This window comes from Pseudogracilibacillus sp. SE30717A, assembly GCF_037071985.1.
Taxonomy (GTDB): Bacteria; Bacillota; Bacilli; order Bacillales; family Amphibacillaceae; genus Pseudogracilibacillus.
In genome coordinates, this window is the sequence record NZ_JAXHDF010000001.1 from 123771 (window position 1) to 148986 (window position 25216).

At 36.1% G+C, this 25216-nt stretch carries 24 protein-coding genes, 1 riboswitch and 2 other annotated features; of the genes, 12 read left to right on the forward strand and 12 right to left on the reverse strand.

Translation table 11 applies throughout. From position 1 onward, the window contains the following. The first annotated feature begins 102 nt into the window (after positions 1-102). Complete coding sequence (locus tag SPD48_RS00625) at positions 103-609, forward strand: DNA polymerase III (RefSeq protein ID WP_336256108.1); 507 nt, start codon at positions 103-105, stop codon at positions 607-609. A gap of 46 nt (positions 610-655) precedes the next feature. On the opposite strand, the gene SPD48_RS00630 is transcribed toward SPD48_RS00625, so the two are convergent. Beyond that, the gene (locus SPD48_RS00630) at positions 656-1054 is read right to left on the reverse strand and encodes a VOC family protein (protein WP_336256109.1); all 399 of its coding nucleotides are present in this window, start codon (positions 1052-1054) and stop codon (positions 656-658) included. Positions 1055-1365: 311 nt separating this feature from the next. Beyond that, positions 1366-1609, forward strand: a binding site (T-box leader). A 50-nt stretch (positions 1610-1659) separates the two neighbouring features. Then, positions 1660-1916: a binding site (T-box leader), on the forward strand. 83 nt (positions 1917-1999) lie between these two features. Between SPD48_RS00630 and trpE the strand changes: the two genes are divergently transcribed. From trpE to trpA, 6 genes are read left to right on the forward strand one after another with little or no spacing between them, the layout of a single operon-like run. Then, the gene (gene trpE, locus SPD48_RS00635) at positions 2000-3400 is read left to right on the forward strand and encodes an anthranilate synthase component I (protein WP_336256110.1); all 1401 of its coding nucleotides are present in this window, start codon (positions 2000-2002) and stop codon (positions 3398-3400) included. Positions 3401-3402: 2 nt separating this feature from the next. Beyond that, the gene (gene trpD / locus SPD48_RS00640) at positions 3403-4428 is read left to right on the forward strand and encodes an anthranilate phosphoribosyltransferase (protein ID WP_336256111.1); all 1026 of its coding nucleotides are present in this window, start codon (positions 3403-3405) and stop codon (positions 4426-4428) included. Then, complete coding sequence (gene trpC / locus SPD48_RS00645; protein ID WP_336256112.1) at positions 4429-5217, forward strand: indole-3-glycerol phosphate synthase TrpC; 789 nt, start codon at positions 4429-4431, stop codon at positions 5215-5217. Between the two features lies 1 nt (position 5218). Then, positions 5219-5827: a phosphoribosylanthranilate isomerase gene (locus SPD48_RS00650; protein ID WP_336256113.1), complete on the forward strand. Its 609-nt coding sequence runs from the start codon at positions 5219-5221 to the stop codon at positions 5825-5827. Positions 5828-5842: 15 nt separating this feature from the next. Continuing rightward, positions 5843-7048 carry a tryptophan synthase subunit beta gene (trpB, locus tag SPD48_RS00655; RefSeq protein ID WP_336256114.1) on the forward strand — a complete coding sequence of 402 codons (1206 nt, stop codon included), beginning with the start codon at positions 5843-5845 and terminating at the stop codon, positions 7046-7048. Beyond that, positions 7041-7814: a tryptophan synthase subunit alpha gene (trpA, locus tag SPD48_RS00660; protein WP_336256115.1), complete on the forward strand. Its 774-nt coding sequence runs from the start codon at positions 7041-7043 to the stop codon at positions 7812-7814. The genes trpB and trpA overlap by 8 nt, the downstream gene beginning before the upstream one ends. A gap of 153 nt (positions 7815-7967) precedes the next feature. On the opposite strand, the gene SPD48_RS00665 is transcribed toward trpA, so the two are convergent. The 4 genes from SPD48_RS00665 to tenI are packed head-to-tail and all read right to left on the reverse strand — an operon-like array spanning position 7968 to position 10606. Beyond that, positions 7968-8987 (reverse strand): thiazole biosynthesis adenylyltransferase ThiF, encoded by a 1020-nt coding sequence (locus SPD48_RS00665; RefSeq protein ID WP_336256512.1) that lies wholly within the window; start codon positions 8985-8987, stop codon positions 7968-7970. Further along, entirely contained in the window at positions 8984-9748 is a 765-nt protein-coding gene (locus tag SPD48_RS00670; protein WP_336256116.1) for a thiazole synthase, read from the reverse strand. Before SPD48_RS00670 ends, SPD48_RS00665 begins: the two co-directional genes overlap by 4 nt. A 42-nt stretch (positions 9749-9790) precedes the next feature. Then, positions 9791-9994 (reverse strand): sulfur carrier protein ThiS, encoded by a 204-nt coding sequence (thiS, locus tag SPD48_RS00675; protein WP_336256117.1) that lies wholly within the window; start codon positions 9992-9994, stop codon positions 9791-9793. Continuing rightward, positions 9995-10606 carry a thiazole tautomerase TenI gene (tenI, locus tag SPD48_RS00680; RefSeq protein ID WP_336256118.1) on the reverse strand — a complete coding sequence of 204 codons (612 nt, stop codon included), beginning with the start codon at positions 10604-10606 and terminating at the stop codon, positions 9995-9997. Between the two features lie 96 nt (positions 10607-10702). Continuing rightward, a riboswitch (TPP riboswitch) is annotated at positions 10703-10811 on the reverse strand. Positions 10812-11060: 249 nt separating this feature from the next. On the opposite strand from tenI, the gene SPD48_RS00685 reads away from it, so the two are divergent. Together SPD48_RS00685 and SPD48_RS00690 are read left to right on the forward strand one after the other, a co-directional pair. Next, positions 11061-11405, forward strand: coding sequence for an ArsR/SmtB family transcription factor (locus tag SPD48_RS00685; protein ID WP_336256119.1), 345 nt, complete (start codon positions 11061-11063; stop codon positions 11403-11405). A gap of 2 nt (positions 11406-11407) precedes the next feature. Further along, complete coding sequence (locus SPD48_RS00690) at positions 11408-13510, forward strand: heavy metal translocating P-type ATPase (RefSeq protein ID WP_336256120.1); 2103 nt, start codon at positions 11408-11410, stop codon at positions 13508-13510. Between the two features lie 19 nt (positions 13511-13529). Here SPD48_RS00690 and SPD48_RS00695 read toward each other — a convergent pair whose 3' ends face one another. The 7 genes from SPD48_RS00695 to SPD48_RS00725 form a co-directional block, all read right to left on the reverse strand. Then, on the reverse strand, positions 13530-14171 hold the full coding sequence (locus SPD48_RS00695) for a helix-turn-helix transcriptional regulator (protein WP_336256121.1): 642 nt from the start codon (positions 14169-14171) through the stop codon (positions 13530-13532). Between the two features lie 267 nt (positions 14172-14438). Continuing rightward, positions 14439-15350 (reverse strand): ABC transporter permease, encoded by a 912-nt coding sequence (locus SPD48_RS00700; protein ID WP_336256122.1) that lies wholly within the window; start codon positions 15348-15350, stop codon positions 14439-14441. A 14-nt stretch (positions 15351-15364) separates the two neighbouring features. After that, on the reverse strand, positions 15365-16366 hold the full coding sequence (locus SPD48_RS00705; protein WP_336256123.1) for an ABC transporter permease: 1002 nt from the start codon (positions 16364-16366) through the stop codon (positions 15365-15367). 234 nt (positions 16367-16600) lie between these two features. Then, positions 16601-18262, reverse strand: coding sequence for an ABC transporter substrate-binding protein (locus SPD48_RS00710; RefSeq protein WP_336256124.1), 1662 nt, complete (start codon positions 18260-18262; stop codon positions 16601-16603). Positions 18263-18400: 138 nt separating this feature from the next. After that, a complete protein-coding gene (locus SPD48_RS00715; RefSeq protein ID WP_336256125.1) occupies positions 18401-19369 on the reverse strand; it encodes an ABC transporter ATP-binding protein in 969 nt (322 codons plus the stop codon). Then, a complete protein-coding gene (locus SPD48_RS00720; protein ID WP_336256126.1) occupies positions 19344-20360 on the reverse strand; it encodes an ABC transporter ATP-binding protein in 1017 nt (338 codons plus the stop codon). The genes SPD48_RS00715 and SPD48_RS00720 overlap by 26 nt, the downstream gene beginning before the upstream one ends. A gap of 208 nt (positions 20361-20568) precedes the next feature. Beyond that, complete coding sequence (locus SPD48_RS00725) at positions 20569-21324, reverse strand: AraC family transcriptional regulator (protein WP_336256127.1); 756 nt, start codon at positions 21322-21324, stop codon at positions 20569-20571. 117 nt (positions 21325-21441) lie between these two features. On the opposite strand from SPD48_RS00725, the gene SPD48_RS00730 reads away from it, so the two are divergent. The 3 genes from SPD48_RS00730 (at position 21442) to SPD48_RS00740 (ending at position 25206) form a co-directional block, all read left to right on the forward strand. Continuing rightward, on the forward strand, positions 21442-22740 hold the full coding sequence (locus SPD48_RS00730) for an extracellular solute-binding protein (RefSeq protein WP_336256128.1): 1299 nt from the start codon (positions 21442-21444) through the stop codon (positions 22738-22740). Between the two features lie 402 nt (positions 22741-23142). Then, positions 23143-24360, forward strand: a complete 1218-nt coding sequence (locus tag SPD48_RS00735; RefSeq protein WP_442962087.1) for a carbohydrate ABC transporter permease — start codon at positions 23143-23145, stop codon at positions 24358-24360. Positions 24361-24372: 12 nt separating this feature from the next. Then, positions 24373-25206, forward strand: coding sequence for a carbohydrate ABC transporter permease (locus SPD48_RS00740; RefSeq protein WP_336256130.1), 834 nt, complete (start codon positions 24373-24375; stop codon positions 25204-25206). Positions 25207-25216 lie beyond the last annotated feature (10 nt).

Consider the following 25216-nt stretch of genomic DNA (forward strand, 5'->3'; position numbering starts at 1 on the left):
ACAGACTGGAAGTCATAAAGTATTTGAAAACCTAGGTAACCCAAGCAGATGCTCGCATTTCCCTTATGTTCCAATAAAATAAATATATAGCAGGTGAGATACTTGAGTAATTTATTGTATCATGCATATTTGCCTAAAAATCACGAACATCACGTCTCGCTGAAAGAAGTCATGAGTGGTGGCATTCAATATTCTACTAAGTCAAATAATAGATACAGTAATGGTGGCAGAGTAAAATTTGAGATAACAGAACTATTAAGGCCTTCCAATACACCTGATTGGCTTAACTTTAAAGAAGCAATAGGTGTTGACATAACTAATCGTTTTTCTAAATCTTTTTGCTTTCCTGTATTTACGGATAAAATCCTAGTATTTGATGGTGATATTTCCTTTTCGATCTATGACCAAGCATTCTATGAGGATTTTAAAGACTTTGATGAGGAAGCTTTAAACTTTTATACTGGAGAAACTATTGAATATTGGATTAAACTATATTGGAAAAGTATGATGCCATTTGAAGAGTATTTGATAAAGAAGTCCTATCCAAAACCAGAAGTGTTAATTTTTGAATCTATACCTAAAGAGATTATTCAAGTATGTGAAGAATAGACTTGTAAACTTTGATTGGCTAATCCCTTTCTTACAAGAATTTCCCCTAAACTTCTAATGTTCCAATGATAGGTTTAATACGTTCTTGTTCCTCTCTCTTATCCAAGTATTCAAAAAGTCCAAGTCGATTTCCCCAAAGGTCTGTGAAAGTTCCCCATTTCACTGGAACTTCTGGTCTTGAGTGTATTTCAAAACTATCAATTTTTAACTCTGCTACAAGTCTATCTCTTTCTGCTTCAATGTTAGTAATTCCAAAACGTAATGGTCCATTACCCTCAGTAAGAGTTCCTTCTGCAACTTGCAACCAACAACCAGGAATGAGTTCCCACTCTACAAATCCATCGTGTGGAGTAAAATCAGGCTTCTTATTCAGCAGTGTTTCGTACCACTCTCGACCTTCTTTTATGTTAGAAACCCGAACCTGAGTAGTCATTTCAAAAATCAATTGTACCCCTCCTAAATATGTATAATTGTCTATCTGTTATAAATGTACCATAATTTGTCATTTAATCCCATGAGAATTTTCAAGCAGTTCTTACCATCCGAACTGTTGTATTAGTTGATTTTTAGCAGGTGGAAATAAGCAAATGCTATCATTCTTTAAGGATTACCTTAGGTTTGACTAGATATTGGAATGATACTCCCCTTCCTCTTTTTCACGTTACTTTTACAAACAAACGGTATCTTTAGCAAAACATATTATTAATTTCTCTTGACTTTTTAAAAAAATTCACTTAAAATTATAACAACTTAAAATATTTAGCGATGAGAAAGAGTAGTAATTTACTTTTAGGCACTTTAGAGAGCCAGTGGTGCTGAGAACTGGTGTGACTAAGTAGATGAATGGACTTTCGAGCTTTCAAACCGAAACATTATGGAGTAGGCTTTGACGAATTTGACTCTACGTTATAAGAGACAAATAGAACTGTATCTTGTTCTATTACCAAAGTGAGCTATTATTAGCTAATAAAGGTGGTACCGCGAAGTCCTCGTCCTTTTTTTTCGGATGAAGGGTTTTTTTATTTTTAAAAAAGTTTTACTTTATACCATATCAAATCGATGCGTAAGAGAAGTACGTCTTTAAGAAGCATAAAAGAGAGCTGGGGATGGTGGGATCCCAGTATGTAGATAAGGACCGAATGGACTTACAAGAGTTTTCCTGAAAAGTATCTGCTAGTAGGGAAAAATGTTTTTCCGACGTTACACGGATAGAATATCGGATATTAGTATCCCGTATTTGAAATGAGATGAAGAAGGGAAACCTTCTTTAATCTGAGGTGGCACCGCGATGATGAATCGTCCTCTACAAGCACTGTTTTAGTGTTTGTAGAGGTTTTTTTATTTTCAATCAGATGTAAATATCTTGATTCTTAATCTGGAGGAATGAAAAATGATTAAACAAAAAGTTAACTATAAATTAATCCTGAAAAATGCAGATACATTAACACCAGTTGGTATATTTAAACGACTAGAAGGACCAAAGAAGTTTTTGCTTGAGAGTTCCTTTCAACATGAAACAAAAGGAAAGTATTCATATATTGGCGCCAACCCATTTCAGGAAATAATCGGATCTGGCAATGAAACAAAAGTTATCGACTTAGAAACGAAAGAAGAAAAAATAGTAAACCAAACAGCTATTGAGTACTTAACAAATAATTTCCCGAAAATTGATTGCGAGCTCCCTCTTCCTTTTACAGGCGGAGCGATCGGTTATGTTGCATATGATGCCATTCGGCAATTTGCCAATATCGGTGAACAACTAACAGATGAATTAAATATGCCTGACTATCATTTCATGGTATATCATACAATTATTATTTATGAGCATCGTACAGAAAAGGCACATATTCTCACACTAAACATCGATGAATCGGCGGAAGAGAAATTAGAAGAACGTATAGAACGAATTAATGAACAATTAGATAAGCAGATCACAATTCCTGATCCAAAACTGCACTCCATAACATTTGAGCCGAAGATTCCAAAAGAAACATTTATTGAAAATGTGAAAAAAGCAAAGACATTTATCGAAAATAAAGAAGCTGACCAAATTGTCATTTCACAGCGAATGATCGCTGAATTAGATGGGGATCCGTTCTCGTTTTATAGAGAATTACGCACTTCAAATCCGTCACCTTATATGTTTTATATTGATTTTACGGATTATTTAATTATAGGTGCATCACCTGAAAGTCTTGTCCAAACAACGGGAGATCAAGTTGTTACAAATCCCATCGCAGGTACAAGACGAAGGGGTAAATCACTAGCGGAAGATGAAGCACTCAAAAAAGAATTATTGACAGATCCAAAAGAACTTTCTGAGCATGATATGCTAGTTGAATTAAGTAAAACGGACTTACTTGCTGCCTGTGAGAAAGAAAGTATACATGTTCCGGTTTATAAAGATGTTGTTAAATATGAACATGTTATGCATATCGTCTCGGAGGTACATGGAACTTTACAAGAGGACAAAACGAGTATGGACGCATTAATTGCTTGCTTACCTGCTGGGACGGTTTCAGGATCACCGAAAGAACGGGCGATGCAAATCATCAATGACATCGAAACAGAACGAAGAGGATTTTACGCAGGTGGCATTGGATATATTTCCTTTAACCATGATATAAATTTAGCCATTTCTATTCGTTCCATCGTAGTGAAACATAATCGAGCGTATTTGCAAACCGGTGCAGGAATTGTCGCAGATTCCATTCCTGAAAATGAATATTTCGAAACACTTCATAAAGCTAAATCACTAACAAACTTAAATAAAGAGATGAAAGGAGTATAGGAATGAAAACATATCTTGAGAAATTAATAAATCAAGAAAGTTTAAGTGTTGAAGAAATGAAAGAAGCTACGAATAACTGCTTTAGCGAAGAGATTACTGACACAGAGATTGCTGCTTTTTTAACTGCCCTTCGTATTAAAGGAGAAACTTCCGATGAAATTGCCGGCATTGTAGAAGTCATTCGAGCGCATTCTGATTTGAGTGAAATTAATTTACCCAATGTTATGGACAATTGCGGGACAGGTGGAGACAGGTCAAATAGTTTTAACATCAGTACAACGACTGCTTTTGTTCTGGCAGGAGCAGGAGTAACTGTCGCAAAGCATGGAAATCGCAGTATTTCTAGTAAAACGGGAAGTGCAGATGTGTTGGAACATTTAGGAGTTTCATTAGCATTTTCCAAGGAACATACGAAAGAAATGCTCGAGGAAAATAATATTGCCTTTTTATTTGCCCCTCATGTACATGCGAAATTAAGACCATTCATGAAAATTCGTCAAGAGCTTGGACTCCCTACTATCTTTAATCTGATCGGGCCATTAACAAATCCAATTCATTTGGAATCTCAATTAGTAGGAGTATATCAACGTGATAAATTAAAAACTATAGCTGAATCTCTTAAAAAACTCGGACGTAAAAGAGCAGTTGTCTTAAACGGAGCTGGTTATATGGATGAGGCATCACTGGCAGGAGAAAATCATTTAGTATTATTGGAGAATGAAGAAATTACTTCATTTACATTGCATCCTAATGAAGTCGGTTTACCAACCTACACCATTAAAGAGATTGAAGGTGGAAATGCAAAAGAAAACGCCAAGATCTTACTTAGTGTCTTAAACAATGAAGCTAGTCCTTATCTTGATACAGTTTTATTAAATGCCGCAATTGGATTATTTGCAAACGGAAAAACGTCTACGGTAAAGGACGGCCTGGAGATCGCTCGTGAAAGCATTGCATCAGGTGCAGCATTAAACCGATTAAATACTTTAATTAAATATAGTGAAATATTAACAAGTGAGGCGATATAAATGACCATTTTAGATAAAATCATTGCGGAAAAGAAAAAAGAAGTAGAGAAGCTACGTAATCAAACGTTTAATCAATTAATTTTCAACAAAAATATACAAACATTTCAAGAGATCATACAAGAAAAATCAACCATGGGGGTAATTGCAGAAATAAAACGTGCCTCCCCTTCCAAAGGAACAATTAATGCTGACGTAAACCCAGTGGAACAAGCAAAACTTTATGCTGAAAATGGAGCAAGTGCCATCTCTGTCTTAACAGATACTCCTTTCTTTAAAGGAACAATGGAAGATTTACGTGCGGTACGTGCAGCTGTCAATATTCCAATCTTATGTAAAGATTTTATTATTGATCCTGTCCAGATTGACCAAGCAAAAGCAGCGGGCGCAAATATAATCTTACTTATTGCTGCCGCCTTAAACGATCATGAACTTGAAAAGTTATTTGAATACTCAAAAACAAATGACTTAGAGGTATTATGTGAATTGCACAATGAAGAAGAAATGGAAAGGGTATTAAAACTAGGAGCGACCATTATAGGAATTAATAACCGAGATTTAAAAACATTCTCAGTCGATCTTAACACCACTGCAAAACTGACAAACATGATAACTGATCCAGAAACAATCATCATTAGTGAGAGCGGAATTCAGACGAAGAAGGACGTTGAAACAGTCGCAAAAGCTGGGGCTGAAGTAATTTTAGTAGGTGAAACATTAATGCGTTCAAACAATGTTGCTCAAACACTAAATGACTTACAAGTTTTATTACCGAAAAAAGCGAGGTTATAACATGTTTGTAAAAATATGTGGGGTCACTTCTCTTGAGACAGCTAAAGTTGTTCAAAATGCTGGAGCTGATTTTATCGGATTTGTTTTTGCCCCAAGTAAGCGGAGAATAGCTCCTGTAAAAGCAGCTGAAATTGCAAAGCATTTATCACCATCCCTAAAGAAAGTCGGAGTTTTTGTAAATGAATCTTTAGAAAATATAAAACTTATTGCAAATTTGGTTGGATTAGATTACATTCAATTACATGGAGATGAGCCAAAACAACTGGCGACCAAAATTCCATATCCTATTATTAAGGCTTTCTCGATTGATCAAGTGGATGCTGCAACCATTCAAGACTATCCTTATGATTATCTATTAATCGATAGTCCTGGTGAAACATTTAGAGGAGGGTCCGGCAATACGTTTAATTGGAAAAAATTAAATGAGTTAAAGATTGATAGACGTAAACTATTATTAGCCGGAGGGCTCAATATAAACAATATTAAGGAAGCAATTGATACTGTTCACCCTATTGGAGTAGATGTATCCAGTGGCGTAGAAACAGACGGTGTAAAAGATCACGAAAAAATCCATCAATTTATACAACAAGCAACATATGAAACTATTTAGAGAGGTTGAATCAAATTGACAACATATTCAATGCCAGACCAACGAGGACGTTATGGAAATTTTGGAGGCCGGTTTGTTCCAGAGTTATTAATGCCTGCCCTTCTTGAATTAGAAACAGCTTTTGAAGAGGCAAAAAAAGATGAAACATTTCTTCAAGAATTAAATGATTATTTAGAACAGTATGTCGGACGGGAAACCCCACTTTACGAAGCTGAAAATCTGTCCCGCTATCTTGATGGTGCAAAAATTTTCTTAAAAAGAGAAGATTTAAACCATACAGGAGCTCATAAAATCAATAATTCCATCGGGCAGGCTTTGCTTGCAAAACGGATGGGGAAGAAAAAAGTAGTAGCAGAAACTGGTGCGGGTCAACATGGGGTTGCAACAGCAACTGTTTGTGCACTGCTTGATTTAGAGTGCATTGTATTTATGGGGGAAGTCGATGTAAAAAGACAAGCATTAAATGTATTTCGAATGGAACTGCTCGGAGCAAAAGTGGTAAGTGTTTCTCAAGGTAGTGGAACATTAAAAGATGCGGTTAATGAAGCATTACGTTACTGGGTTAGCCATGTAGAAGATACGCATTATATTCTCGGTTCTGTAGTTGGACCTCATCCTTTTCCAAAAATTGTTCGTGATTTCCAATCCATAATTGGAACTGAAACAAAAAAACAAATTGTAGAAAAGACGGGAAAACTTCCTGATCACATCGTCGCCGCTGTTGGGGGTGGCAGTAATGCTATGGGAATGTTTTATCCATTCATTGAAGACTCAGACGTTAAACTGTATGGAGTAGAAGCAGGTGGACTTGGGCTTGAATCAAACAAACATTCAGCAACCCTAACTGTCGGTAAAACAGGTGTCTTGCACGGAACCATGACTAAATTACTGCAATCGGAATCTGGGCAAATTCAAGAAGCATTCTCCATTTCTGCAGGTCTTGATTATCCGGGAGTGGGGCCTGAACATAGTCATTTAGCGGAAACAAAACGGGTTACCTATGATGCAATTACCGACCAAGAAGCATTGGAAGCTTTTCAATTATTATCGAAAACGGAAGGGATCATTCCTGCATTAGAAAGTTCTCATGCAGTAGCATACGCAATGAAATTAGCAAAGCAAGTAGGTAAGGAGCAATCCATTGTTATCTGTTTATCAGGACGCGGAGACAAGGATGTACAACAAGTCAAAGAACGATTAGAGGGAGTGCAAAATGGGTAAAGAAAAAATCGCAAACTATTTTAATAAAAAAATCGAAAACAACGAAAATTTGTTTGTACCATATATTGTTGCCGGAGACGGAGGACTTGATATCTTAAAACAGCGTATCGAGTTCTTACAAGATAGTGGGGTTGCTGCGATTGAATTAGGGATTCCTTTTTCCGATCCAGTGGCAGATGGCCCAACGATTCAAGAAGCGAGCATCCGCGCCTTAGAGAACGGCACAACATTAAAAAAAATACTAGATATATTAGAAACGTTTAAAGAAGAACGAGAAGTTCCAATCATTTTAATGACGTATTTAAACCCGGTGTATGCATACGGAATTGAAAAATTTGCAGAGGATTGTGCTCGGGTCGGAGTAGATGGCTTAATTATCCCAGACGTACCATTAGAAGAAGAGTCCGTTGTTGCAGATTCTTTTACAAAACATAATATTGCCTTTATACGCTTAGCTGCATTAACAAGTACAGAAGATCGATTAAAAGAAATTGCTAAACGATCAGAAGGATTTTTATACGCTGTTTCCGTAACTGGTACAACTGGAGCAAGAGCAACACACCAAGAAAGTGTCTACTCCTATTTAGAAACGTTAAAAAAACATAGTAATGTGCCTGTATTGGCGGGGTTTGGTGTATCAAGTCCAGAACAGGCTCACGAATTAAGCAACTATTGTGATGGGGTTATTGTCGGAAGTAAGATTGTTGATCTACTGCATCACGACAAGATAGATGAAGTTCACAATTTAATAGAAGCAAGTCTATAATTTATGCAAAAATAAATGCTGTTTCGGAAGAAGAAACAGCATTTTTTAATATATTTTATTTCTACCATTCTTCTACTGCACGAACAATATGATCTAACTTTAGGGCAGTAGCTCTCTTCAATTTGTACTTTTTTGCAATCCGATATTCTCATCCTAACTGAAATAACGGTGATATAATGTTTTCGCCTTTTCAACATCGTTCGTTCCGTGAATAAGTGCTCTTCCGTCTTTGAAAATAACCATTCTTTCTTCACCGATACGAAATGACAGAAGAAAATTATTTACTTCTATTTCTCCGCCAGTTTTTTTCAGTTGTTCTGCTAACTGTTTAAGATTTCGCTGTTGAGCTGTCGGCGGTCTCACCTGAACAGAATCCCTTCCACATAACACAGCTGTTTTTGTCTGTTCATCAAATTGTAAAAATGGATAAGTAGGATTCTCCCCACAAGAAGGACAATGAGGCTTTTTCATCGGAGATACATCCATTTGTACCGTTTGATTTGTCCAAACATCAAATGAAATCAATTTTCCCCTTAATGCATCTTCATTATCCGTTAACATTTTTAATGCTTCAGTTGTTTGATGAACAACAACTTGGCTAGCTGCCGGATGAATAATCCCTGCTGTATCACATGTTTGTCCACCAACCGGTACGGTTTCCATTAAGCAATGCAGACATGGTGTTTGTCCAGGCAGAATGGTAAAACTCATCCCATAACTGCCGACACATGAACCGTATATCCACGGAATACGATGTTTTTGAGAAATGTCATTGATCATCATTCGAATATCAAAATTATCTGTTGCATCCATGATTAAATCTACACCAACTACAAGGGACTCTAATTCCTCTGGTGTGACATCCATAATATGTGCATGAATTTTGATTTCAGAATTAATTTCTTCCAATCTTTTTTTAGCAGCTACTGCTTTAGGTGTACGCTTTCTAGCATCTTCTTCTATATACAATTGTTGCCTCTGCAAATTGCTCCATTCAATATAGTCCCGATCGACAATCGTTAATTTACCGACACCGGCACGGGCAAGCATTTCGGAACTCTGTGTTCCTAATGTTCCTATACCAATGATAAGTACATGTTTGTCAGCTAATTTTTTTTGACCCTTTTCTCCAATCGGCGGAAATAAAATCTGTCTTGAATAGCGATCCATTATATACTTAACCCTTCTAACGGACTGCTAGCAACAGCTGTTCTTTTCATGGGAATACGCCCAGCTTCAAAGCCTAATTTCCCTGCTTCCACTGCTAGTCTCATCGCTTTTGCCATTTTAACCGGATCATCTGCGCCAGAAACTGCTGTGTTTAATAAGACAGCATCTGCTCCAAGTTCCATTGCATATGTTGCATCTTTTGGCGAACCAATCCCTGCATCGACAATGACCGGAACATTCGCTTGCTCGATAATAAATTGTAAATTTAGCGGATTGATAATCCCTTGCCCTGAGCCAATTGGTGAAGCTCCCGGCATGATCGCATGCACTCCTAATTCTTCTAATCTTCTTGCAAGCACAACATCATCTGACGTGTACGTTAAAACAGTGAATCCTTCTTCTAAAAGTAATTCAGATGCCTTTAGTGTCTCTACCGGATCTGGCAGTAATGTTTTATCACAACCAATAATTTCAACCTTGACCATATGACAGATCCCCGAAGCTTGAGCTAAGTTTGCAATCCTTACTGCTTCTTCTGCCGTCTTAGCTCCAGCTGTATTTGGTAGAAATTTATACTTATCCAAATCTATCTTTTCTAAAAAATTTGGTTGACTAGGCTCAAAAATATTCATTCTTCTTACAGCAAAAGTTAACACTTCTGTTTCAGATGCGATGACCGCTTCTTTCTGTATGTCAAAGTCTGAAAATTTTCCAGTACCTAAAAATAGTCTTGATTTAAATTGATACTCTCCAATTGTTAACATGATTGTCCCTCCATTTTATGTACTAGTAAACTATGCTTCTATTTAACCTCCACCTACAAATTGCACGAACTCTATTTTATCGCCTTCACTCACACTTACTTGTCCATGGATTTCATTTTGTAAAATTACTTCATTATGTTCAACAATAATTACTGGACTGCTTAATTCGAGATGATCAATTAAGTCTGTCACTGTTTGTACTGTTTTTGGTATCTTCATTTTTACACCATTAATCGTTAAGTTCATCTAGTTCACCTCATTTCCCATTAATGCTTTACGATATTTTATTACAGCTGCTTGACTATCTTCAGCTAATAAAACACCTGATAAAACAGCAATTCCACCTATTCCGACTGGTAACAATGAATGAACATTGGATGGAGTAATTCCTCCGATAGCGATTACAGGAATAGTTACCTGATTGACCACTTCCTCTAATTGCTTGATGCCACGGGATGGAAGACCAGGTTTTGAACTTGTCTCAAAAACGTGTCCAAATACTAAGTAATCGGCTCTATCCTTTTCTCTTTCTACCGCTTCTTTTGCGCAATGAACGGAGCTACCAATTTGTAAATGAGGAAATTTATTTTTAACCTCTTTTACATCGATACTATGAGAGGCCAATTGAACGGTTCCGACATCTTGAGTTACCGCGATATCTACTCGATCATTGATAATTATTTTAGTCTTTGGCACTCCCATTTCAAGCATTTGATTAATAGCAGAAATATATTGTTTTGCTGTCCAACTCCTCTCTCGCAAATGAATATAATCAATCTCATGGTGAATCTGCCTTATCTTGTCGACAAATTTATCGAGTGGCTGCCTGCCAGTTGAAATAATATGTAAAGTTGTCATACTGCCCCCTTTTCTTTCGTCCTCGATTGTTAAATAAAAAATAAAAAACCACTTTTCTGTAAAAATACACAGGAAAGTGGTCTGCTATTATGAATTAATAACAAAACATCACTTCCCTTCGCTAGCCTTAACTAGATCAGGTTCTAAGAATCCCGAAGTTATACTTCGATCTCAGCTTGTAACACAAGCACCCCTAGTGTAAATGAACTATTCAATTTAATCACATATTATCATGATTTGATATTTTGTCAATCACATATGAGGCACTAATTTAATTTTACTTTGTTTCACCCCTCAGAAAATGGGTATTTAGAATAATTAAAAAGGTTAAGAGAATCTTAAAAGAATAAGACATTTTATTAATCAAATAAACATTTGATTATTTGATTGACATTAGAATAAACGGATCATATACTATAATCAAATACTTATTTGAATATATGGATGTGAAAAAATGCCGGAAACAACAGAATTTTATTATGATCGGGATAAAGTGAGTCAAATAAAGCCATTAATGGATGATGTAAATGATGTAGAACTTATATTTAAAGCATTAGCTGATCCAACTCGTTTAAAAATTGCTTATGCACTTACTTTAACAGAAGAATTATGTGTGAATGATGTGGCACATATTATTGACTCTACTACCGCAACCGCTTCTCATCACTTACGCCTTTTACGGAATATGAAATTAGCAAAATACCGCAAACAAGGAAAAGTGGTTTTTTATTCATTAGATGATGATCATGTTAGACAACTCGTTTATATAGCAATGGTACATGCGAAAGAAGGTGAATAGAGATGACAAATGAAGTTACTTATAAGCTCCAAGGATTATCCTGTGCAAACTGTGCTGCAAAATTTGAAAAAAACATTCGGGAAATTGACACTGTCAAAGATGCTCATGTTAATTTTGCTGCTGCAAAAGTCTCCGTCCAAGGAGAAGTTACAATTAAACAATTAGAAAGAGCTGGCTCATTTGATAATATAAAAATATTTGAAGAAGAAGAAACTATCCCTGAAAAACAAGCTTTTTTAACCAAACGTGAAAATATAACTACTATTATTGCTTTTTTACTGTTACTCGTTGGGATTTTTATGAGGATGACCATTGGCACGAACAGTCCAGTCACCATAAGTGTGTTTATCTTATCTATAGTTGTTGGTGGATACAGTTTATTTATTGCAGGTATCAAGAATCTATTTCGGTTTTACTTTGATATGAAAACGTTGATGACTATAGCGATCATTGGAGCTGCTCTTATTGGAGAATGGGTTGAAGGTGCAATAGTTGTATTACTGTTCGCACTAAGTGAAGCATTGGAAAGTTATTCGATTGATAAAGCACGAAATTCGATCCAGACATTAGTAAATGTCGCTCCCAATCAAGCTTCAGTACGGAGAGGTAATGAAATAATTAACCTTGACGTAAAACAAATAAATGTAAACGATGTTATGGTCATCAAGCCCGGTGAAAAAATTGCCATGGATGGAGAAGTAATTAGTGGAAAAACTTCCATTAATCAAGCCGCAATAACTGGAGAATCAATTCCTGTTCATAAAACCATTGGAGACGACGTGTTTGCTGGTACGATTAATGAAGAAGGTTCCATAGAGGTTCGAGTTACAAAACTGGTTCAAGATACGACATTGGCTAAAATCATTCATTTAGTAGAAGATGCACAGGCTGAGAAAGCCCCTGCACAACATTTTGTTGATCGATTTGCAACCTACTATACCCCTGCTATTTTGATCTTGGCATTGTTAATTGGTGTGATACCTCCACTATTGTTTGGCGGGGAATGGTCTCACTGGATCTATTTAGGATTAGCTACCCTCGTTGTTGGCTGTCCTTGTGCGCTAATTATTTCCACACCTGTTGCGATCGTAACTGCTATCGGGAATGCTGCTCGTCACGGAATTTTAATTAAGGGTGGTGTTCATTTAGAAGAAACAGGGCGACTAAATGTAATTGCTTTTGATAAGACTGGTACATTAACAAAAGGTACACCTGAAGTAACCGATATCATCCCTCTTTCTTCCGTGGATGCTGATGATGTGATAAATATTGCCGCAGCAATTGAAACATTTTCACAACATCCGATTGCTTCAGCAATTATTCGAAAAGCAAAAGATAGACAGATTAAACCAGATGTTGCAGAAAACTTTCAATCCATTACAGGTAAAGGAGCCATGGCTGTTATTAATTCCAATACGTATTATATTGGAAACCCTGCCCTCTTTGATGGTATTGGAATGGAGGAGTTAATTCCAAGAGAACAAATTTCCACTTTACAGCGGAATGGAAAAACAGCCATGTTACTTGGTACAGAAAAAGATATCATAGGAATCATTGCTGTAGCTGACCAGGTTCGGAATACTAGCAAGAATGTAATCGATAAATTAAAGAAACTAGGAATTAAAAATACAGTTATGTTAACAGGAGATAATCAGTTAACTGCTGATTCCATTGCAGAAGAAATTGGTATAACTGATGTTTATGCAGATCTTTTGCCAGAAGATAAACTAGCTAAAATAAAAGAAATACAATCTGATCATTCAGTAGCAATGATTGGAGATGGAATTAATGATGCACCGGCTCTGGCAAATGCAACAGTTGGTATTGCAATGGGCGGTGCCGGGACAGACGCCGCTCTTGAAACAGCAGACGTTACGCTTATGAATGATGACTTAACAAAACTACCATATACGATCTCACTTAGCAGAAAGGCTTTAAATATAATTAAACAAAATATTTCTTTTGCTCTAGGCCTTAAAATAATCGCACTTCTCCTTGTCATACCTGGTTGGTTAACGTTATGGATGGCAATCATAGCCGATGTAGGTGCAACTCTTCTTGTTGTCTTAAACTCCATGCGACTTATGGATAGTAAAAATATATAAACAATAAAAGGAACAGGCGTTAAATTTGTTGCGCCTGTCCCTTTATCTCTTTTAAATAATTATAAATAGTATAACGAGATATCTTCATTTTTTTAGCTATGATCGGAATGCTTCTATGGATAGAAAAGGCTCCCTTATCATGTAAAAAACGTATCATTTCCACACGTTCTTTCTTTCTCATAAATGGAATAGGTTTTCCTACATGGTCCACCGCTTTCTTATAATAATCATCTAATTTCCGTTCAAGGTTTTCATCTTTTTCGGATGCAACAATATTAATAGCATCCCCTACATGTGTTAAATCTTTTAAAACATTATCCACCAGGAGCAGACTCGTATAATCATAATTAATCCCAAGAGCAAAATGATAATTCTCTCCTTTTGCATGAAAAGTGGAACATTTCAGTAAATGATTATTGTTAGATATTCCTTTTATATTGATCAAATCCGTACCTTTAAACAGGTCGTCAATTTCCCCTATTCCTAAGAAATCTAATTTATCCCCTACTTTTCGTTCAGTCACATGATTGTTCGTTATATATAAAATGGATGATTCATCATTTTCCATATCATGAATAACCACCTCACAGTTGTTCCCGAACATTCTGGCAATTCCATCGGCGATTCTCTTCAAAAAATCTAACATTTGTTCTCGTTCCATGTTCTGACCCCCAGTTAATCGTTTTAAAAATCCGATTAATCAAAAATTCCGTCTCTTATATTTATGCAATATTATACATAAATATTGCAAGCAAAACAATATCTAACGTTTATTTCCTATTGAGTTTTTCGCCTATTGTTTTCTTTTAAGGTATATTTGCAAGAGATTCTTCTAAAAAAATGGATGAATATCGTTGTAAAACGCCTTAAAGGATAAAAAAACTTGGAATGTTATCCAAGTTTTTCTTTACAATAATTTTTATAATCTTTAATTTTTCATTCGCGGATCTAGCGCGTCTCTCAATCCATCACCAATTAGGTTAAATCCTAACACTACAAGCATGATAGAGACTCCTGGAGCAATTAATGTCCATGGCGCTAATTGAATAAAGTCTCGTGAATCTGCAAGCATTTTTCCCCACTCAGGAGTTGGTGGTTGAGCACCGAGCCCTAAAAATCCGAGTGCAGCCGCTTCCAATATTGCTGTACCAAACCCAAGTGTTGTTTGGACAATAATTGGTGCCAAACTATTCGGCAGTATATGATGAAAAATAATCCGTCCATTTTTCATGCCTTGCGCTCTCGCTGCCATGATAAATTCTTCTTCTCTTAAACTGATAACCTTTGAACGAACAAGGCGCCCAAAAATCGGGATATTAATGATTGCAATTGCGATTAATGCATTTTGTAATGACGCACCTAAAATTGCCACGATTGCGATAGCTAATAAAATACTTGGAAATGCTAAGAGGATATCAAAAATTCTTGAAATAAGCATATCAATCCAACGGCCAAAATAACCCGCTATAATTCCAAGTAATGTTCCAAAAATTAACGCCCCAGAAACAGCAAAAAATCCAACTTGAAGCGAAATTCGGGCTCCGTAAGCAATTCTCGTAAAAATATCTCGTCCAACATCATCTGTTCCTAACCAATGATCAGAGGATGGCGGCTTAAGTCGATCAACCAATACCTGTTCTTCGTATCCATAAGGAGTAAGTAACGGAGCAAATAATCCTAGCAAGATAAATAGTAAAATTATAACAAAACCTGCTATAGCAAAATTATTTTTCTTTAATTGTCTATATCCATCTTGCCAAGGTGAAGTTGCTTTTAGCTCTTCCTCTTCTAGAATACTGGGGTCAGATAATAGTTCATCGGTCTTTTGTTCACTTCTCATATTATCAGCCCCTTCTAATATTTAATTCTCGGATCAATATACGAATATAGTAAATCTACAATTAAATTAATGATGACAAAAATAAATGCGACTACTAAAATACCCGATTGAATCACTGGATAATCACGATAATTTATCGCTTCAAATATATACCTTCCTACACCTGGCCAACTAAAGATTGTCTCCGTCAATATAGCTCCTCCAAGTAAGACCCCGGTCTGAAGTCCAATAACAGTTAGAACTGGAATCAAAGCATTTTTTAAAGCATGTTTATAAATAATTAAAAATTGCCCTGAACCTTTTGCCCGTACAGTTCTAATATAATCGGATTTCATCACTTCGAGCATGCTTGACCTTGTCATCCTGGCAATAATTGCCATTGGAATGGTTCCTAAAGCGATACTCGGTAAAACCAAATGCTTTAGCGTAGAAATTAATTTTGCACCATCCATTTTAATAATAGTATCGACTACATAAAAATAAGTAATTGCATCAACAGGATCTCTACTATTTTGCCTTCCACTAGCAGGAAACCAGCCTAATTCTTGTGCAAATACCCATTGTTGCATTAATGCCAACCAAAACACAGGAATCGATACCCCAATAAGTGCTACAAACATAGCTATAAAATCGAACCATGAGTTTTGTTTCCATGCACTAATGATTCCTGCATTGACACCGACAAATACAGCAAATAACATAGCAAAAAATGTTAATTCAAAAGTAGCGGCAATATACGGCCAAATTTCTTTTGCAATTGCTGCTTTCGTCTTTAAAGATGTTCCTAAATCACCTTGCAACAAACCTTTAACATATAAAAAATATTGGACAAAATATGGTTCATTTAAACCCATACTTTCTTCCAATTCCTTAATTGCTGCTTGCGTTGCACTCTGTCCTAAAATTACTTGAGCTGGGTTCCCGGGTATTAAGTGTACGATTGAAAATGTAATTAATGTCATACCTAACAATACAGGAATCAACATTAATAAACGCCTCATTGTGTAAGATAGCATTATGTCACCTCAATTCCTTCAAGCTAAAATACTCTATAAAAAAAGAAGCTATGATAAATTTCCTTTAGTCAAAAGAAAATCCGAACTATGAGTGAATATTTACTATACATTTCATGAGTTCGGATTCTTTCATTTAACTGTTTTAAAACCATATTGCTCATGAACTGCCATGTAACTTCGGAAAGTTTTACTTCATCACTGCCTTCTTCTTATGCCTAAAATTTTTATGAAAACTTATTCTAAGTCAACATTTTCAAGCGATTCACTTGTAGATGGATGTGGTACATAATCTTTCACATTACTTGATGATGCCATAACCGGAGTAGAATGTACTAATGGAACCATCGGCACATCTTCAGCAATAATAGCTTGCGCTTCTTTGTACATTTCAGCACGTTTATCTTGGTCAATTTCTACCTTTGCGTCATTTAAAAGTTTGTCAACTTCTTCATTTTGATAATATTCACGGTTACTGTCTCCGATCAAGTCACCATGCAATAGACTACTAATGAAATAATCTGGGTCACCATTTGTACCCGACCAACCTAGCATATAAATTTGATGTTCTCCATTCATCGTTTTTTCTAAGTATGGAGCCCATTCCTCACGAACGATATTTACTGTTATTCCAATCTCGGCTAAGTTATTTTGTACAATTTCAGCAGTCGTTTCTGGATCTGGCATGTATGGTCTTGCTACAGGCATTGTCCATAAGTCAATCTCTAATCCATCTGCATACCCTGCTTCAGCTAATAACTCTTTTGCCTTTTCTACATCATACTGATACCCTTCTACGTCATCGTTATAACCTAAATAGCTTGGTGGTAATGGGTTTTTCGCAACTGTACCATACCCGGCATATAATGCATCAACGATAGCTTCTCGGTCAATTGCATGGCTAATCGCCTGTCTTAAAAACTCGTTATCTAATGGTTCTTTTTGAACATTGAATCCAATATATCCAAAGTTATTTTCTGCACGACTATATAAAATTAAATCATCATCTGATTCAACACCTGCTGCGTCATCCGGATTTAATCCATCCATAATATCGATATCACCTGAACGCAGAGCAATTAATCTTGCTGCATTATCAGGGATAACTTCAAAAATAACTTTATCTAATTTTGGTAAACCTTCTTTCCAATACTCTTCGTTCTTTTCTAATACAATCGACTCATTTTTTGTCCAACTAACAAATTTGAATGGGCCCGTTCCCACTGGGTTTTCATTAATTTCAGGTCCATATTCTTCTAATGCTGCCGGAGATGTAATTGCAAAGTAGGACATCCCCATGTTCTGCAAGAAGAACCCTAAAGGTTTATTTAAATTAAATTGAACTGTATGTTCATCAACTACTTTTACCTCATCTACAACATGGCCATCATCACCTTTATGACCGCCAAACATTGTACCATACATAAAATATACGTATTCATGATCAGCAAACGCATACTCATGTTCCGGATCTGCAAATCGGTCAAAATTTATTTTAACCGCTTCTGCATTAAAATCAGTACCATCATGAAATTTGACGCCTTCTTCCAAATAAAATGTATATGTTAATCCATCATCTGATACTTCCCAATCATGGGCTAAACCAGGCTCCAGTTCAAATGACTCTGCTTCAAACGTGAGTAATGTTTCTAAGACTTGCTGAGTTACACGAGAAGACTCTCCATCAGATGTACTCCCGGGATCTAAACTCTCAGAGTCCCCACCTCTCGCAAATATTAACGTCTTATCCCCACCACTATCCTCGGAAGCTTCGCTGCCTTCTTCTTCCTGAGCATCAGAGCTTTCTGTTCCAGACTGCTCATTTTCGCCACCACATGCCGCTAAAATAAAACTTAGTGAAAAAAGTAGCGCCAATAAAAGTGTCCATCTTACCCTCATTGATTTTCCCCCTACTATATTATTTTTCGTAAATATACTTTTTTACTTTGTATATTTACTAAGTAAAAGCTCATCACCATCCGCTATCATGGCATGTAAGTGATTCGTTTTACTTTTATAAGATAAATCATTCGCTGCCTAATTGTATAAATGACAAGCAACGAAATGACGATCTTCAACTTCTGAAAACATAGGTTTTTCCTGTTTACATACTTCCATAGCCTTTGGACATCTTGTATGAAAAACACATCCAGTCGGTGGATTTGCAGGATCTGGTACATCGCCTTGGAGTATAATTCTTTCTTTGCGTATATCAGGGTCGAGTGATGGTACTGCAGATAATAATGCTTGTGTATACGGATGCTTAGGATCTTCATAAAGCTTATCTTTTTCCGTTAGCTCGACCATATTTCCTAAATACATCACCCCTACTCGATCACTAATATGCTTTACAACACTTAAATCATGTGCGATAAATATGTAAGTTAAATTAAATTCATCTCGTAATTCACTCATTAAATTTAAAATTTGTGACTGAACGGAAACGTCCAATGCAGAAACAGGTTCATCACAAATAATTAGCTTTGGATTGTTTGCAAGTGCTCTTGCAATTCCAATCCGTTGCCTTTGCCCTCCACTGAACTGATGAGGGTAACGGGTTGCATGATATGGATTTAACCCGACTACCTCAAGTAGCTCCTTCACTCGTTGACTACGCTGTTCAGAAGATTTTACTCCATGGATTAATAAAGGCTCGGAAATGATTTTTTCAACCGTATGCCTTGGATTTAATGATGCATACGGATCTTGGAAAATCATTTGCATATCTCTTCTCAATTTTCGCATTTCTTCATCACTTAAATTCGTCAAATCATGATCCTCAAATGTTACCTTACCTTCTGTCGGTTCAATCAACCGCAAAATAGCCTTTCCAGTTGTTGATTTCCCACAACCAGATTCACCAACTATTCCTAATATCTCCCCTTCCATTACGGTAAAAGAGATGTCATTTACAGCTTGGACAGTACCAACTTTTCGCCCGAAAACTCCACCCTTTATATCAAAATGTTTCTTTAAACCGCTAACTTCCAATAGTGGCTTGGCCATTTTTAACTGTCTCTCCTTCATGTTCATCATGTAAAAAACATCTGCTCTTTCGGATGTTTTGAACCGTATACAAATCTGGGTTCTCATCAAAACATCTCTCAAATGCCAGCTCACAACGCGGGGCAAATCTGCAACCAATTCTGCCCTTTTTTGGACGGGGGACTGTGCCTTTAATTGAATACAGCTTCTGATTTTTTTCTTCAAGACGAGGCAGCGAACGAATCAGCCCTTGCGTATAAGGATGTTGCGGGTCTTTTAATACCTCTCTTACTGTTCCTTCTTCCACAACTTGCCCTGCATACATCACAATGACTCGATCACACATTTCAGCAACTACCCCAAGATCATGCGTAATTAACAATATAGCTGTATCTTTTTCACTATTTAATTTACGCATTAAATCTAAAATTTGCGCTTGAATAGTCACATCTAGTGCTGTCGTAGGTTCATCTGCAATAAGTAAATCAGGCTCACATGCCATAGCCATTGCGATCATTACTCGTTGCCTCATTCCTCCAGACAGCTGATGTGGATACTCATTAATTACATCTTCTGCTCTAGGCAAGCCAACTAATTTTAAGAGATTTATAGATTTTAGATGTGCTTCTTTTTTACTTACTTTCTCATGAATTCGAATGGATTCTTGTAATTGATTACCAATCGTGAAAAGTGGATTAAGTGAAGTCATCGGTTCCTGAAATATCATAGCAATTTCATTTCCGCGAACTTTTTTCATTCGTCTATTACTAGCCTTAACTAAGTTTTCACCTTTAAAGTTAATTTCTCCGCTCACAATTTTCCCAGGAGGATCAGGTACAAGTTGCATAATTGATAAAGAGGTAACACTTTTTCCACATCCAGATTCTCCAACAATCCCAACAACTTCCCCTTTATTTACGTGGAAACTAACCCCATCAACTGCAGGAATTTCTCCCTCATCTGTAAAGAAATGAGTCCGCAACTCATTTATCTCTAAAATTACTTCCGTCATTCCCTTTCCTCCAATATTTATGTAATTAAAATGTAACCGCTTAAATATTATGAGATAAAATTACATATATGGTAATAAAAGCTTACGTTAACAATAATTCGATTACGACAAATTGTCAAGATTATCTAGGTAAATATTGGTTAAAAGTTAAAAAAAGGGGGTATTTCCACTCATTTTTATGTAACGATGTTAGTGATGTTTTCTCACTTCATTCTTTCATTAAATGGTTTTTTTGCTTAAATTGTTTGGGAGTCATTCCGTTGAATCGCTTAAATAAAGAAGAATAGTAACTTTGATTGCAATAATTAAATAATAGAGCAATATCCAATAAGGTAGAATCTGTATACTTTAAAAAATAAATAGACTCATCAATTTTTTTACGATTAATATATTCTTTTAATGGAATCCCAACTATTTCATGAAATAAAGCTGATAAGTAATTCGGACTTACATTTATTTCTATTGCAATTTGATGTAATGTTAATGGATGTAAAATATGATCGTGAATATAATGTATTGCCTTATCGACAATATCATTTTGATAGGGGTTCTTTTGATAGTCTTTTATTGCTTTTATAAAATAATGCACCATTTCAGACTCAATAGATCTTATTTGCAGTAGATCATCTGCTTGATCAATCTTTCGAATAAAAACATCGCTCAAATTAAACGCATTTTCAGGAGTAACGCCCGCCTCAATAGTTGCACGTGCAAATAAAGTACAAGAACAAATAAGTGAATTTTTTAAAGAGCGAAATGGTTCTCTTGAAAGTCGTGCTTTTTCTAATGTATTAATCTTTTTTAAAACGGCTAGAGCTTGTTGTTCATCTGCTTGGGAAATCCAATATAGAAGTTCTTTTTCCAACGTGTAGGACGGGTGTGAAAAAAAAGACTCCTCGTTTTCTTTGCGTGCTTCTAAAAATTGTTGAATAACATTTTGTTTTATTTTTGTAGAGTTTCTCAAAAAACATCTTCACCTCCTTAAACATCGTAAATTTTTATTAATTTTAGTAAATACATAATATAAGTTTATGTTGAAAGCACTTACAATACAACCAATAGATGAAAAGGAGGCAACATAATGAGGCGTTTGAAATGGGTATTATCAATGATTTTACTGTCATCCATCTTGTTTGTAGTCGCTTGTTCAAAAAGTCAGGATGAGCAATCAGATACATCTGCCGAAGTTCAAGAAGCAGAAGATATAAATGAGGCAACTGAATCGGACGAGGAAAGTGAATCAGATGATGTAATTACGATTAAGGTCGGAATTCAAAATGATGACACTCCCGGAACACAAGCTTTAATTGATGCGTTCAACGAAACACAAAGCAATTATCAAGTGGAATGGGATGCCTTAACCAATGATTCTGCTCAAATGCACGATCAACTGCTCAATTCACTCACGAGCGGGTCAGGTGAATATGACGTCATTTCCATGGATGTTGTATGGGCCGGTGAATTTGCAGGTGCAGGATTTTTGGAACCCATCGATGTCTTTATGAAAGATGAAGGTTTAAGTAAAGATGATTTTAATGCAGGGTCAATGGACTCCGGAAACTTTACAGGAAAACAATATACACTACCATATTTCCCTGATTTGGGTTTACTTTATTACCGCACTGATATTGTTAATGAGGATGATGCTGCTAAACTTGAAAGCGGCGACTACACATACGAGGAATTATATCAAATGGCTGAAAAATATACGGGAGAAGAAGAAACTGAATACGGTTTTTTATATCAGTCTAAACAATATGAAGGACTTACTGTTAATGTAACGGAATTTACGAAGACATATTCAGCTATTGAAGATGGGCTTAATATAATGTATGAATTTACAAGCGCCCCTTTCAGTCCAAAAGATCTACTAAACTTCACAGAAGCAGAAACACATACAAATTTTGAACAAGGCAAGGCTGTCTTTGCACGTAACTGGCCTTATCAATTTGGCAGAATACAAGCAGAGGAAGATGGGGTTGAATTAACTTTAGACCAAGTAGGAATCGCTCCTTTACCTAATGGGGGGTCTGTTGGAGGTTGGCTATTAGGAATTAATAAAAACTCAAAAAATATAGAAGGTGCTTGGGAATTTATTTCCTTCGTTGCCGGTGAAGATGGACAAAAAATATTATCTACAGAAGGTGGGTATATACCTGGATTTAATGCGTTATTAGAGAATGAAGATGTCTTGGGCGCAAATGATCTCCTTTCCTTTCCAGGTTTTCAACAAGCGTTACAAGAAACAATTGCAAGACCTGTTTCTCCTGATTACAACAAAGTATCCGACACAATCCAAATCGAAGCCCATAAATATCTAAGTTCGGGCGAAGGACTAGATGAGGTAAGTTCTGAAATTAAAGAAGCATTAGAAGAATAAGGTATCTACATGTATATGAGTTTGGGACAAAAGTATTTTTTATTAAAGAAAAGACGAACGTTACTAGAGGTATGATAGCTTCGGAAATATACTTCGCTTTCACCACAGGCATAAGCGCGACATCAGTTCAAGCAACGCTTATACTTGCTTGAACTGTGTCTCCTTTACCTCGGCCACGGCGATCCGCTTCTGTAGCTCCTCGTTTCGAGTCGCTACAGGGATCTTCGGACTCGTGGGACTGCACATTCGTTCGTCCCAACGAAAAACATTTGCTGTTCCCGTAGGAGAGTCTACGTATATTTCTACACTTAACAAACATATTGTTCGCCTTTTCTGTTGCTAGTTTTATTTATGTCCCAATCTCTTTATCCCTACCAAATGAGTATTACAGAGGGTGATAAAGTGAAGCAAAAATTAGGAATTACTGGATGGCTCTATTTATTACCAACACTAGTCTTAATCGGTGTATTTTCACTCTGGCCTGTTTTCCAGTCGATTTCGTATACATTATTTGATTTTAAACTGAATGAGCAACAAAAAGCAGGACTTTTTATAAATGAACGATTTAATACAAGCTTATTCAATGAAACAACACTTTATATCGAAATGTTTTTAGAAGAAGATTTACAGAACATATCATCTCCAGAAGACAAATTATTAATTGAAGCGTACGTCCAAAACATGAATGATGTTTCTAACCGTTTTTCAGACCATAAAGACATACTTACCCTATCTACCGAGGACCGTGAGCAAATTGAGTATTTATATAAAGATGGAATTTCTTTAATCACTCATTTAAACAATACGTATTCCTTAATTCATCGGGAGAGTTTGCCAATAATTATGGAAGACGTAAACAATAGTATTATTCCTTCCAATTTTACGGGTGGAAAAGGATATACAAACGTATTTACAGACAAACGAATCATGATCGCTCTTATTAATACTTTAATATTTACCATCGTCTCAGTAAGTTTGGAACTAATGCTTGGGCTTGGACTCGCACTTATATTAAATAAAGCGATATTTGGGCAAGGTTTTATTCGCACCACTTCATTAATACCATGGGCAATCCCTACTGCTGTAGCTGCTTTAATGTGGGGATACTTATATGACGGTACTAGTGGTATTGTAGCTCACTTTTTTGAAGTTGTTGGTTTAATTGAACAGTCACAAAACTTATTATTAACCGCAACAGGAGCCATGATTTCCACAATTCTTGCCGATGTATGGAAAACCACACCATATATGGCACTTTTATTATTAGCAGGATTGCAAAACATCCCTGGTTCTTTATATGAAGCTGCTTCAATTGATGGAGCGTCAAAAATAAAAAGCTTTTTCAAAATAACATTACCGCTTCTAAAAACGTCTATCCTAGTAGCACTTTTATTTAGAACATTGGATGCATTTCGAGTCTTTGATTTGATCTATGTACTAACAGGTGGCGGACCAGGAGGGGCTACAGAAACGTTATCTGTTTACGCATACAAATTAATGTTTGGTCAAACGAATTTCGGTTATGGGTCAATTGTTGTGATGGTTATGTTTCTATGCGTTGCAATTATAGCAATAATTTTCGTCCGATTACTTGGCTCAAACTTGTTAGACAGAAATTAAGGAGGAAAAATCATGAAATCAACGAATAAAAAGTGGAAAATCCCGGCTAGTTTCATTCTTATCATTTTTTTATTTGCCATGCTTTTTCCTTTTTTATGGATTTTTATTACTTCGTTTAAAACAAGCGGGGAAATTTATGGAGCCGGAGCATTCCGTATCATACCGGAAAATCCTACCTTAGAGAATTATTCAACCGTTTTAATTGAAAAAGGAATCCTACGCGCTGTGTTTAATAGTTTTGTAGTCGCCACAGTGACGACTATTTATGTCATTGCCGTTGCAACTTTTTGCTCATACGCAATTTCAAGATTTCATTTTATAGGAAAAAGCTTTTTGTTAGGTATAGTATTAGCTGTCTCAATGTTTCCACAAATGATTATTACAGGTCCCATTTATAACCTGTTTTATAAATTAGATTGGTTAAACAGCTATTTTGTTGTCCTTCCCTATTCAACAATTACATTGCCAATGGCTGTGTGGATCTTAGTTACGCATTTTAATCAAATTCCACTTGCATTAGAAGAATCCGCAACGATAGATGGAGCAACCAGGATTCAAACATTAACTAAAATTGTTTTTCCACTTGCTGCACCCGGCGTATTTACAACTGCTATCATTACGTTTATCGCTGCGTGGAATGAATTTTTATTAACTATAACGTTAAATTCTAATTCTTCTTACCATACAGTTCCTGTAGCAATTTCATTTTTACGTACACAATTTTCAATTTTATGGGGAGAAGTAGCTGCGGCTACCACCATTGTAACTATCCCAACGCTAATTATCGTACTTTTATTTCAAAAACAAATTGTTTCCGGTCTAACTTCCGGTGGTGTAAAAGAATAATCATAATAAG